Origin of the sequence: Segatella albensis DSM 11370 = JCM 12258 (assembly GCF_000426565.1) — a bacterium.
GTDB lineage: Bacteria > Bacteroidota > Bacteroidia > Bacteroidales > Bacteroidaceae > Prevotella > Prevotella albensis.
In genome coordinates this window covers 98,152-110,917 of sequence record NZ_AUFP01000009.1, presented here as the reverse complement: position 1 = coordinate 110,917, position 12,766 = coordinate 98,152, and the positions used below count along the sequence as shown (strand labels likewise).

Here is a 12,766-nt window from a genome sequence, read left to right as displayed (position 1 = left end):
AGAAACCTCTTTAAATTTATAAAAGTTTAAGAGTCGAATGTTAGTAAAAGCGTGATGAAAGGATAGTTATGAAAATAGATATAAAAACAGGATTGGTTTTAGAAGGAGGGGGGATGCGAGGTGTATTTACATCTGGTGTACTCGATGCCTTTATGAAGAATAATTTGTATTTTCATTATGTTGTGGCAGTATCCGCTGGTGCCTGTAATGGTATGTCGTATATGAGCCGTCAGCCTCGTCGTGCTCGTATTTCTAACATTGATTATCTTGCGCGCTATGATTATATAGGTCTCCGTCATCTAGTAACCCAAGGTTGTATATTCGATCAGAAACTTCTTTATGAGCAGTTCCCTAAAGAACTCTTACCATTTGATTTTCAAGAATTCTGGAAGCATGCCCATGAGTTTGAAGTCGTTGCTACCAATTGCAATACGGGAAAGGCTGAGTATCTCCATGAATATGGTGACATTCAGCGCTCGCTGGATATTGTGAAGGCATCATCAAGTTTACCTTATGTTAGTAAGATTACAATGGTTGATGGCAAGCCGATGCTTGATGGGGGAATTGTTGATAGTATTCCTATCAATCGAGCTATAGAAACCGGTCATTCTCGTAATGTCGTCATTCTTACACGCAACAAGGGGTGGCGTGATATGGGCAAAGACCGTAAGGTACCAAACTTTATCTATAAAAAGTATCCTCGTCTTCGCGTAGCTTTGAGTCATAGACATGAGTCGTATAACAAGCAACTTCAAAAAATCGAGGATTTAGAGGCTTCTGGTCAAATTGTCTGTATCCGTCCCAAACGCCCGTTAGAGGTAGAACGAATGACTCGCGATACAGAGAAGTTGGAGCGATTGTATGAAGAAGGATTCGCTTTGGGAGAAGACTTCTGCCGCCAATTGAATACAGAAAACTAATTCTCAAGGTTTACATTGACCGGAGAATTAAAATATTTATTGGTAGATACCGGTATAGATGTAGATCCATACATCGCCTTGTAAGTACGGAAGTAACAATCGAAGTATCTTATACCATTCGTATTAGGAGCTGTTTCGTATTGTTCCCAAGTAATAAACCTATTATAGAAATAAGAGTGCTTCCTACTATCTACGATGACAGGCATCTCTATGAATCCAGGGGCCTGAGTATCTGGGTAGAGAGAGTTGTTGTCAGCATTCTCAATATGAAATTCTAAAGGGAAACGAGCTTTGGTGAGGTCTGCAGGAATACCAATAGTGATCTTCACAGGCTGATCAATGCGAGCATCTCCTGTTTTTGAAATTTCTACAGAATAATCCATCTTCTTGCGATAATAAATCTTACAAGTACGATACAGATTACCACTATTATAAATAGAGATAGTCTGTATTTGCTGTGTTTGTGGTACAACTGTTGGTGTAATCGTAATCGTACGATATCCATCAGCATCGTTTGTGTCGCTTAGCGTAGCACTTTCAATCACCGTACCTTTATTATTTTTCCCATCTAGACCAACAATTGTAACATAATAGTTTGGATTGTCAGTACTCGTTAATTCTCTCTTACGCTTATTGCAGATGATAACAGGGTTAGAAGTTTTATCTGCGATATTCTTGTATTTAAGTTGGAAAGGCGTAGCATCATTGATCATGATATCCGTTGAAGAGATAAAGAGTCTCATATTTTCAGAAGCAATATTGTTTAGATCCTCCGCTTCCGTACTACCCTGGAAGTTGTTCATTGGAGGCGATACCAATGCATCCTGTAATGTCTTGGAACCTTCTCCAGACACCTGTGTAACATTTAGATTAAAACGGAAGTTTCTGATCACATTATAGTATATCATAGTTCTATAAGTATCATCTCCATCCTTTTTTTCCTCAGGATAACATAAAGCAGCCTTATAGTAGGTGTCGGCTCCTCCATTATAACTAGCTTTCAGAATGATGAATGGATTGCCGGCATCTTCACGATAAGTAGCTTCATAGATATAAGTAGGCTCGTTGGGAGATTTCCATGCGATATTGTCTATATCATACGATTCATATTCCCGATTTTCCGGTTCATAGCCATAATACTTATCATCATAAAGGTTCTTATAAGTTCTAGTGTTTCCACTATTATCTATATAGTTTGCGAATCGATTGGCAATAGGGTCACTAGGATCAGCACTAGAGTTGACATTATAAGGTGCAACAGTTCCAAATTTAGGTTGGTTGAAAACATAATATCCATTGATTTTGAACTTACTGTCAGGGATATTTGCTGTATCCTTGGAAATCGTGATTTTGGCGAAATTACGAATCATGGAGACATTCAGAAAATGGCTTCGTGTTTCCTGTGTAGGAGTATTCGAGTTTGGCTCAGGAATAATACCATCCCTAAGTTCTATGCGTTGCCAGTAAGCATCAACATGATTGGTGACGGTAAGTTTACGCATCAAGTGCGATTCATCGATGATGTCAAGACTAGAGCATGGATAGTTGGCCAGCAAGTGCACGATACGTGGGGAATGAGATTCATGCAGAGTGACATAAAAAGAAGTGAGATAGTTTGTCCCCATAGAACTAAAATGTTTTTGTGGGTTAGCTTCACTACCCGGATGGCATTCTTCGATTTCGGAAAGCAGTCCATTTTCATCAAAGACGAGGGCATACAGCGATGTAATCTCCGGACTCTCCCCACAAGCTCTTGATAGCATTCCTGACTTAGGAATCCTGAATGAAGCATTGATGACAACAGAAGAACCATTCTGAGAGTTGGCAGAATCTGTCAGCATTTCAGATTCACTACATGCAGTAAGCAGTAGCGCAAATAATATATATATGTAAAATCTAATCTTTGTCATTACAATGTTGGTTTTGGTTCATAAATGGATGGTGTATTACTTTTGCTGTTACCCCAATACCAAGTGTCATATACACAGCGCAGATATGCTCTGTTTGTTCCTATTTCATTTTGTGTGTAGAGAGCCCCGTTATAAAAGATTCTACCACTTGCAGTCCAGTAATAAACGTTATTAATGAACAATCTCGCGATTTTGTTTTGTTGTTGTAGTGTATATACGAACATAATCTCGGCCTCAGTAGGCAAGCGCCATCTGCCGGCACAATAGCCACTCTCTTGATAGGTGGCAGCTCGCTTAGTGGCATCTGTAAATGATAGGATATCTCCACCACACAGACCAAAAGCAGAACTAATCTTAAAGGATGGTGAGATGACACTCCTACAACTTTCGTCGCTTGATGCAATCTTTATCTTGTCTGCATTTTCCCAGTTTTTATAAACATAATAATAAGCTCCATTTCTCGTATATTGACTAATAAGATATGGTTTGAGGTCGTTTGCTCCCCATCCAGCGTTTCTTCTCGGATCACCAATCTTATAAGTGTAGTAAGAACTTCCGTCATAATAGGTACAATTATTTTTGTTGAACGAAGTCACGAAGATGTTGGTAATTGCATTCTGTAAGTTGGAAGGATAGGAGAGCATAAGCCATCCGTATGGCGTATTGATGTAATAGCCAGAATTTCTATCGTATGAATTTGGATACCAAGTGCCATAATTGTTGCTTTCATATGTAGCACTATGATACGTGTTAGGAACATCATAGTTAGGAATACCCCAGTTGGATCCATCTTCCGCATAAGCAAAGAAACCATCTACGAAAGCATTTCCTCCAGGTTCACTGGTCATATAGATAGGTGGATATTGCACGATATTCACACTTTCACTTAATCCGTCGTTATTCGTGATCTGTATCGTAATTTTTTGCATCACGTATGTACCCGTTTGGTCATGCACGAAAGTGATTTTTCCTAAACCATTATCGGTAACCTTATAGCTGGAAGGAACTTGGTATCCTTCTAAAACTGTTTCTGTCGTATAGCCACTATTGTCATAACTTGTATATTCCACTCTTGATACTCTGGTGTTTGCCATATCAAGAGCAGAACTACTAGAATAACTGATTTCAGTACTATTATTGTTCTTTAAGTCAATACTTGTTGGTGAGACTACCAGATATTGATATCTCATAAGTACACCATCTGCATCCTTGTTGTTTTGTGAACCTGCACCCACATCCACAGTTCCCCAAGGTTGGATGATGAACGAAGCCGGAGACATATCCACAGGTTCTCCCTTATTGGAACTTCCCAGACTGTTTACATTGAGGAATATCTTATAATAATGGTTACTTTCTACTTTTCTCTTGATGTTGTTCACACTGAGCTGATAGTAAGAAAGTCTTGTAGTATTGGTAGTCGTATTATACCAAGGTACACAGAGTATCAAGGTCATTTCGTGCGAATCTATTCCGTTCCATGCTGATGGATAAGTATATAGAGGTGCGCTCGCATAAGAGTAAGACGTTTCATCAGAAGAATTCCTTTTATATTCTCCTTGTGTGAAGTCTACTTCCTGTGAGAAAAAGTCATTCTCGTCTGCTGCATACCCTCCACCGAGCAGCGTCTTGTTTACACCATTGTTCAACACCAATTTAAGTTCACTATTCTTTAAATCAGGTTTCCATTTTGTAATCACGAGATTTTCCTCAGTCTGCACTTCCTCGGATATGTTCAGATAAAGTCTTATTTTTGCTGCTTCTCTTTGCAGATTGACATCTCCTACTGCGACTTCGTCAGTCAATGTGACATCTCCTTGACCTACCATTACAAAACTTGTAGGTTTACCAGTGTTGAATGCAGTCTGCGTAGAAGTCTGTTTAATTTCGCGGATTGTTTTTCCACTACCAAAGTTTGTCGTAGAATTGGCTACGACAAATACTTTACCCAAACCATTGTTTTTGTTGCCGAAAATATCGTTACGATTCTGTATAGATAATCGGACACTGACAGTATAGCTATTCGTGGCGCTATCATAGTTCGTTGTAACACCATTTACGGTATATCTAGCTTGCGAGTCTTCGCCATCCCCATTTCTGTAGAAGAACAGAGTTGCAGTTTTTATTGCGTTCTCTTGGCCTTCTATATCATCATCTTCTGTTCCCGCACGGGTAGTGATGACAGGTCTCGGAACAGAAAGCCTGAGGGTTACATATCCCTTTTCACCTTCCATTTCGCTTTCTACTATTTCAGAACAACTGCTCAAGCACAACAGCATGAGTAGTGGTAATAAAACGATGTATAATATCCTCTTTGTCATTCGTTTACCTCCTGAATAAGTGTCCACTCCCTGTAATTATATGTATTAGGTACAAGACTTCGTATAATACTCGTCTTACCATCCTGGGTGATTGCATAGATGCGAAGTAAAGCCCTGTTCTCAATAGAAGTAAGAACATTTTTAGCCTTTATATGTATGATAGCTTCCTTTCCGATAGGTCCCTCGAGCGTAGTAACCTCATATCCATCATTGTCAACGAAGGTAAAAGCATTCTCGTTACCTTTTAAGGTAATCAGACTTGCCATCCATTTGCTACCTTTCGGTAAACTGATATGAAATTTGAGTTTCACATCTCTCGGACCTGTATAGCAATAGCCCTTCTCATAATCGATTCTGACGTCAGGGGATAAATCCAGAAATTTAATCGTACCACCTTCTGCAATGTTGATGGTATTATCCGATGTGATTTCCTGTTCTTCAACTTCCCAAGGCATAGGCTTTAGTGTGATTGTTGCGTATTTAGCATCAAAGTTGAAGAGTAGATTATACTTCTTACCTCCAATGATATTACTGTTACATTCAGAACTTACGGTTTCCTCATTCCCGAGTTCCCATTCGACATCAGGATCATCTTCATTGATACAACTGAAGTCCTCATAATTCCCCAAAAAGTTTCTGTTTGCACGGAATGTATATTTCGTTTTCTTGAAGAGTCTCACGTAAGTTACCTTTATCTGCATATTGTTTTCAGCAGCAACCTCGCGTGGGATAATCGTGAAGTATTTTTTGTCTTTCAATATTTCCTGTGTCTTGTCGGTGATGCCATCAGGTTGATTATCGAGAGCAATATCATCGTGATATCTTAAGGTACTATTGATATCTGTATTGAAGTTGTAAGAGAAGTTGCCCCCTCTGTTTTCCCATATAGGAGTATACGCCTCAGTATTGTTCAGTAATAAAGTGCCCGTTTCGTAGCAGTTGCTTACGGTAACGTTCTTGATGAGCATCTTTTCCGTTGTAGTTTCTGTAACGGTATATTCCTTGTAATGTTTATACCATATACCATTGTTTATCTCCCTGATTTCACTCTGTTCACTCTTCGTGTCCCATGTTCCAGAGGCAGAGATTCCCAATGAGACCTTTGCTAATGCATGATTAAATTGCAAGTGTACAGTCTTATCTTTCGGCATTGTCTCGTTGGTATATGGCATACCATTTGTACGTGTTGCCCAAAGTATATCCTCCTGGCCACTAGGAATGTCACCATTTTTATAAGTAAGAGTAGGTAGTCCCGTCGTAGCGTCATTTCCTAAGATGATTCTCTTTTCAGAGTCCTTACCGGGAAAAGGTTTACAGTCAGAGTTATATGCGAGAGCAAAGAACGACAACTTGTTTTCTCCTGTAGGCCAATATCGCTTCGTACCATAGCTCCATGCATTTTCAGAAGCAATCCATTGAGTAGGTAAATTATCCATGATGGTCTGTACACCATCTTCTGACTTTGTCGATTTAAAATCATCAGTACCAGTATAATAGCACCATAGCCAGAATCCTTTATTCTTCAGATCATCATCATTATTGATCGAAAAGTATTCGGTTGAACGTGTGTCATGATTCCCTGCCGATAAAAGGACTGCGTGGTCAGAAAATACAGGACTCATCTGGTTCGGTTCTGAGTCAGTACAAGCAGTAACCATAACAATACATATTATGGTCAATATTGTTGATATTTGCTGATATGGACTAGTCTTTACCATTAATTATTGAAGTTTTCGTCGTAATTAATTGTTTCTTCTAACCAGTTTGTCGTTGTGGCATTTATTTTGATTTCGTTGAGACCTACGACAAAGGTGTAAGTGTATCTCATTCCTGGTTTCCATTCCGTGATACCTGCCTTGTTCAAGTCAATCTCTGTCGTATTGTTATCATAATGATATAACTCAGTAGTATGATCATCGGCAAAGAATTTTAAATCGTATCCAATACGGATAACGGCATGTGACGTGACGGTTTGTGGGATGAGCAGTAACACATTTTTGTTACTGGCTGTTGTATCCTCATGTGCATCGTCAATAGAATGAGCTTCATATCTCCATGTGGTATAGTTACCAGTACTATAACTTCTGTCCTGCCATTTTACCATCTGAGAATGCGGATCGGTACAATCCATATATACATTACCAGTGTTGTATACACCTCTTATCTTCCAGTTTCTTCCCGTGAGTTTTACATTTTCGTTCTTATACTCGTCAGAAAGTTTTATCTTGACAACAATCTGACTTAGTGTATGATTCAATTTTAGTACCATGGGATGAGTAGCATCAGATCTTGTCCTGTCGTTGAGCACATCGCTCAATAAGAGGTCGATTTGCTCAGCGGAGTTATTTTTAACTCTAAAATTGAGAGCAGGCTTAAAGTTGTTAAGTCCTCCTTCGATGATGCTGATACCGTGGTTATCCTTTTCGCTTGCGAAAGGATAATATCCAGAGAAAGTGATTTTCTGATTGTCATCGTTTGGCCAGTATCTAGTAGGATTGTAGCTTAGACTTACGCCATTTTGACCGACCGAAGCCATGACTTTCATTTCCTGGTCGTTCATAAAGTTGGGCTCGATACTGGATTTTGCTTCCGACCAAGTCTTTTTATTGGTATAATATGCGAATACACCCAAACTGGAGCCAACAGGAAGAAACTTTCTTTTAGTTCCGTCGATGTAATAATCCGTGTTGGCCCTTGTATGGGTTGTGTTGCGTGCAGAGTAGATTTGAAAGGACATAGGTATCCGCATGACATCTTCTGAAGAAGGTGTCAAGGATTCTGGGGTTTCTCCAGAACAACCATAGAGTAAGGTTGTCAGCAAGAGAAATCCCAAAATGTTTATGATACTTGACCTGTTCATATCAAATACTCTAAACACAAAGAATATAATATTGTATTATCCTGTCTTTAGCGAATTAATTCAATGCTCCGTTTACAGCTGGGAGGTCTACGATCTTCTCAACAGTTTCTTCTGTAGCTCCGAAAGCTGCAACCTCAGCCTGGAATTGTACAGAGTTCAAACCGATGTTCAAAACCAAATTGTATTTCTTGTTCTGTTCGAATGGAGTAGGGTACTGAATAACACTTGTTACGGTCTGAGCAACATTGGTAACACCCTTAGGAAGTTTTGCATCCTTAGTTCTTACCCAATATTTTACGGTAACCTTGAAATGAGGCTGTGTGCCAGGAAGGAAATATAGTCCTAGACTTGGGGCCTTAGGGTCAAGAATACTTGTTGCTGTAGTTGCTAAACCTTTACCGTCTAAAGCTGTTGGCTTTGCTTTAAGGTCGATATTTGCCTTTGCGTCTTCTCTTGCAGCATCTGTAAAGAAAGGACTTTCAAGGCTCATCTTGAAAGCAGCAGGAGTTGTCTCTGCATCATTGACAAAGACACCTGTATGGAGATCAAGTTTACCACTTGTTGCAATATTCTCATCAATATTCTCAACAGTAATCTGCTCGATCGTAACGATAGGGTCAACCAATCCTGCAAGTTCCTCTTTAGAGATCTTTGCTTTTACATCTCCCATGAACTTAGAAACGATGTGCTTGAAGTTGAATGATACACAATTGTTGTTAACCATTCTGTTTTGGTCTATTGCACTCGCCCAAAGTAAGTCTACAAAGTTTATAGGGTCCAGTTTATAAGAAATCTTAGGCTCTTCTGCAGAAGCATCATCAATAGCAGTGATACCAGATTCTCCATTTACTGTTTCTACATAAGGAGCATAAGCAAAGAAGCTAATCTTCTGATTAGGATCATTAGGCCAATATTTTGTTGTGGCGTAAGTCCATGTAGAATTATTCCATGTGATACCTTCATTGTACATGAAGTTAGACTGTTTAGCTTCACCAGTAGCCGAAGCCCATGCTGTGGTGTTGGTATATGAAGCCATAACACCAAAACCTGTAGTTTTCAATTCGTCAGTTGTCAGTACGCCTGTTGCGCCGGCGCGAGTCGCACCTTTACCAACATAAGATCCAAAATCGACTTTAAGGTTACTGTAGTCCCCAGAATTCTTTGAGTCATTTTCAAATTCTGCACTTTCCGTGCAAGCAGCCATCATTAATGCCATAGCACTAATGATCAGATAATACTTTTTCATACGTTTTTATTTTTATAAAAGTTACAAAATCACGTTCTACATCTAAGATGTTCCGTCATTATACACCACTTCTTAATCTTTCTGTCGTCGTCTTAATATGTGGCTTTTTTTTGTTATTACGCAGGCATTATAACATCACCGCCGTTGCCCCAATCCCCTACATGGGCATTTATACCTCCGTTATCGTTACCTTTAGGTTCAACCTTAGGTAAGTTCGGCATTGGCTGGCTTTCTGATATGTCTGTGTCAATAATTAAAATGAGGTTACCATCCTCACTATATTTTATCATGTTTCCAACATTATACGAATAGGAGATCGTCGTTTTTCCATCTACTAGTTCGAAATACAATTTCAGAACATTATCGCTGTCATTTCTGTTTCCAGCAATATCATTTCCGTATGGAAGTCCGAACGTAGTGATGGTTTTGGTTATCCATCCATCCTTATCGTCAGATGTTTTCACATTTGCTATCCATTCGTTTAACCTATTGATGCCAGTGGTTTCAGTGGCATGTTCTAAAGCCAACATCCATCCATCGGCCAGTCCGCTGATTTCACCAACCACGCTCTTAGCATATTTGATGCCTTTGATACGAACTTTGATGGTGAACTCCTTGGTGAGTGATATTGGCAATGCTTTGAAGATAGCCTTCGTAGTATCACCTTCCAAACACTCTTGGCAATTCTTGTGAGCGAGTTGCCAACACAATGTCTTTTCTACCATTTGTGGAGTTAAATCCAAAGTGTCAACGCTAGCTCCAATCTTTTCCGGCTCATACTGATAAGTTGTGCCTTGATTCCATCCATCAGTGCACTCATATCTGTTGAGCATAGCGGCAGCCTTTTGAGAATTGTCTAAATCTTCAAAATGTAGACTACCATATTCTGAAGGAGTAAGACTGAATACCATGACCTTGTAGCTATCCGCATTGCGATACAGATCAATGGTGTTCACGTCTGCACTTAACTCATATTGAGTACCGGTATTTTTACCGAAAGTGTATATGGTCATTCCTGTGGGTAAGTCTCCATACTTGGTAAGCCAATCGATATCTATAGATAGATTGGTGTATATCAACTGAGGATTAACCAAGTCGGAACGCCGAAGGAAATCTTCTTCGCCACAACCACACAAGATGGAAGTGAGTGCGAACATGAACAGACCAGTCTTAATTCTTTGTTTCATATTTACTAATGCACATCACGAGCTTATCGTCAGACATTATGTCTTGACTTGTAAGAGATATCTCTCCTATTGGCATGATAATGCCATCTCTAAGAGATTAAATTTTTCTGTCGGGAAATAAAAGCACATCTTATTATATTGAATATACCCTAATTATAACGCCCGAGATAATACTATTGACATTAAAGGCATATGTTTAATACACATAGCCACAGTCGTTCTTACTGTTTCTGAAGGATAAAAAGTTATATTCAATAATCGTTCTTATAGTCGTTTTGAGTAATTTTCTTAATATCCTTATATTCTTTGTTCTTATATATTTGGCTGCAAAGGTAGTAATTTTATTTTGAAAACATGCAAAAAATGGCAGAAAATTTTAAGCGCCCTTAAAATTTCTGCCTTGTGTGTACCTTAACGATTTTTATTTATAGCGATTGTATAATATATGAAAAACATATCATAATACCCATTCACTAACAGTTGCGTTGAAGTTGATCTTGTCCGCTATGATGTCGAGGGTGAGATGAATGACCTTGCCCTGTTCGATAGAAAGATAGTAAGTGATATCCTTATAGTCGGTTCGTGTGTCTACGGCCTCTTTTGCAGGATTGTACCAGTTTACGTTGTAGTGTATTCGGATGGTAACATTTCCGTTTACAGGTTTGGCATATACTAATCCGTTTTCTATTTCGTATTTGCTTGCATTGATAGTTTCCACACCTGTACGGATAGTGATACTGGTAACTTCTATCTTATCGTCTTTTATATTGTTCGATTGGTTATTAATGTCTACACCGTTTATTTTGAAAGTTGCTTTGATTTTTGCCTTTGTATCGTGAAGAATTTGCATGGAAGAGCGGGTTGAGTTAGTTGGTGATTCCAGAGTCTCTGTACTAATAGGTGATATGGTGTCGTCTGAACCAGCACTGCAACTTGTTAGTGTAATTGCAAGAATAGTAGTTGTTGCAACAACCAAAATCTTTATGGATTGTGTTAGGTATGATTGTAAATGAAGTATTCTCATGATCGTTAAGTAATAAGTTTTTTAGGTTTCGTTTCATACTCTCGCTATAATAGTGCTTCTATTTTAGTTTTTTTATTTCAAACTTCTGTTTGATGCAAATATCATTAATTACAATGAATATATAGTGGTATAAATTGTTTTTTAAGGGGGAATTTTTAAATTGGGTTAAACGTAAGTCAATAATTTCACTCTGAGGATATCAAATAATACCCTTTAGGTGTTATTTTTTACTCCTTCAATATCAATTTTTCCCCTTTGTGTTGAAGGTATATAAAAAAGGGAATAGTGCAACTCACGTCGGACTATTCCCCCCTAACGAACATTATCGTTATGATCTAAAAATGAGGTTTATAATATCATATAATATTGCCTCAGACCATTTAAGGCCAAGGCTTAATATCATTCTTATAAAAAGGCTATTCTAAGTGTTCTTTTTTTTAAAGTAAATTGTTCTAAACTTGGTCTCTTATATATATAATAAGGTGTAACACCTCATTGTGATGAGTCTTTTCTATATCTTATAATTAAAATTTTCTTTTCCCATTCTGCTTTTTAAGCAAGTCCGGACGTAATTTCTTGGTTCTTTCTATGGCCTGATCGAACTCCCATTGACGGATTTTAGCTTCATTTCCGCTTAGAAGGATATCAGGCACCTTCCATCCCTTATAATTAGAAGGGCGTGTGTAGATAGGAGCAGCAAGAATATCGTCTTGGAAGCAGTCGCTCAATGCACTTTGATCGTCACTGAGTACGCCTGGGATTAGTCTTACTACAGCATCAGTAATGATACCCGCAGCAAGTTCGCCACCAGTAAGCACGAAATCACCAACACTAATCTCTCGAGTAATAAGGTGTTCGCGTATACGCTGGTCGATACCCTTGTAATGACCACAAAGAATGATGAGGTTACCTTGCATCGACATCTCATTAGCAATCTTCTGATTGAATGTCTCACCATCAGGACTGGTATAGATTACGTCATCGTAATCACGTTCAGCCTTCAAGGCTTCTATACATCTGTCGATAGGCTCGCACTGCATCACCATGCCCGCGCTACCTCCATAAGGATAGTCGTCTACACGTTTCCATTTGTCTAAAGTATAGTCACGTAAATTGTGCAAATGAATCTCTGCATAGCCTTTTTTCTGTGCTCTTGCCAGAATTGATTCATGCACAAAACCTTCTAACATTTCCGGTAAAACGGTTACGATATCTATTCTCATGTTTGCAAAGATAGTAATTTTTACTGGAATCTTGCAAGTATTTGATTGGAAAATTCGTGTTTTGATGTAATTTTGCTA

9 protein-coding genes are annotated in these 12,766 nt (G+C 38.7%); 1 reads left to right on the top strand and 8 read right to left on the bottom strand.

The genetic code is table 11. From position 1 onward, the window contains the following. Positions 1 to 68: 68 nt before the first annotated feature. Positions 69 to 920 carry a patatin-like phospholipase family protein gene (locus K333_RS0106975; RefSeq protein WP_024989859.1) on the top strand — a complete coding sequence of 284 codons (852 nt, stop codon included), beginning with the start codon at positions 69 to 71 and terminating at the stop codon, positions 918 to 920. Here the strand turns inward: K333_RS0106975 and K333_RS0106970 are convergent. From K333_RS0106970 to trmD, 8 genes are all read right to left on the bottom strand, one after another. Further along, positions 917 to 2,830, bottom strand: a complete 1,914-nt coding sequence (locus K333_RS0106970; protein WP_161624554.1) for a hypothetical protein — start codon at positions 2,828 to 2,830, stop codon at positions 917 to 919. The two genes, K333_RS0106975 and K333_RS0106970, sit on opposite strands and share 4 nt — an antisense overlap. Further along, positions 2,830 to 5,148, bottom strand: a complete 2,319-nt coding sequence (fimD, locus tag K333_RS0106965; RefSeq protein ID WP_161624553.1) for a fimbrial tip adhesin FimD — start codon at positions 5,146 to 5,148, stop codon at positions 2,830 to 2,832. The genes K333_RS0106970 and fimD overlap by 1 nt, the downstream gene beginning before the upstream one ends. Beyond that, positions 5,145 to 6,866, bottom strand: coding sequence for a fimbrillin family protein (locus K333_RS0106960; protein WP_154653005.1), 1,722 nt, complete (start codon positions 6,864 to 6,866; stop codon positions 5,145 to 5,147). The genes fimD and K333_RS0106960 overlap by 4 nt, the downstream gene beginning before the upstream one ends. After that, complete coding sequence (locus tag K333_RS0106955) at positions 6,866 to 8,008, bottom strand: fimbrillin family protein (RefSeq protein ID WP_024989863.1); 1,143 nt, start codon at positions 8,006 to 8,008, stop codon at positions 6,866 to 6,868. Before K333_RS0106955 ends, K333_RS0106960 begins: the two co-directional genes overlap by 1 nt. A 55-nt stretch (positions 8,009 to 8,063) precedes the next feature. Continuing rightward, a complete protein-coding gene (locus K333_RS0106950; RefSeq protein ID WP_024989864.1) occupies positions 8,064 to 9,254 on the bottom strand; it encodes a fimbrillin family protein in 1,191 nt (396 codons plus the stop codon). A gap of 116 nt (positions 9,255 to 9,370) precedes the next feature. Further along, on the bottom strand, positions 9,371 to 10,441 hold the full coding sequence (locus K333_RS0106945) for a DUF5119 domain-containing protein (protein ID WP_024989865.1): 1,071 nt from the start codon (positions 10,439 to 10,441) through the stop codon (positions 9,371 to 9,373). Positions 10,442 to 10,898: 457 nt separating this feature from the next. Then, positions 10,899 to 11,465, bottom strand: a complete 567-nt coding sequence (locus K333_RS0106940) for a hypothetical protein (RefSeq protein WP_154653004.1) — start codon at positions 11,463 to 11,465, stop codon at positions 10,899 to 10,901. 524 nt (positions 11,466 to 11,989) lie between these two features. Continuing rightward, positions 11,990 to 12,688 (bottom strand): tRNA (guanosine(37)-N1)-methyltransferase TrmD, encoded by a 699-nt coding sequence (trmD, locus tag K333_RS0106930; protein WP_024989867.1) that lies wholly within the window; start codon positions 12,686 to 12,688, stop codon positions 11,990 to 11,992. Positions 12,689 to 12,766: the final 78 nt, after the last annotated feature.

What these genes read in the sequence shown, in the direction of transcription:
- K333_RS0106975 (WP_024989859.1), top strand. Translation starts at nt 69, where the DNA reads ATGAAAATAGATATAAAAACAGGATTGGTTTTAGAAGGAGGGGGGATG.
- K333_RS0106970 (WP_161624554.1), bottom strand. Translation starts at nt 2,830, where the DNA reads ATGACAAAGATTAGATTTTACATATATATATTATTTGCGCTACTGCTT.
- fimD (WP_161624553.1), bottom strand. Translation starts at nt 5,148, where the DNA reads ATGACAAAGAGGATATTATACATCGTTTTATTACCACTACTCATGCTG.
- K333_RS0106960 (WP_154653005.1), bottom strand. Translation starts at nt 6,866, where the DNA reads ATGGTAAAGACTAGTCCATATCAGCAAATATCAACAATATTGACCATA.
- K333_RS0106955 (WP_024989863.1), bottom strand. Translation starts at nt 8,008, where the DNA reads ATGAACAGGTCAAGTATCATAAACATTTTGGGATTTCTCTTGCTGACA.
- K333_RS0106950 (WP_024989864.1), bottom strand. Translation starts at nt 9,254, where the DNA reads ATGAAAAAGTATTATCTGATCATTAGTGCTATGGCATTAATGATGGCT.
- K333_RS0106945 (WP_024989865.1), bottom strand. Translation starts at nt 10,441, where the DNA reads ATGAAACAAAGAATTAAGACTGGTCTGTTCATGTTCGCACTCACTTCC.
- K333_RS0106940 (WP_154653004.1), bottom strand. Translation starts at nt 11,465, where the DNA reads ATGAGAATACTTCATTTACAATCATACCTAACACAATCCATAAAGATT.
- trmD (WP_024989867.1), bottom strand. Translation starts at nt 12,688, where the DNA reads ATGAGAATAGATATCGTAACCGTTTTACCGGAAATGTTAGAAGGTTTT.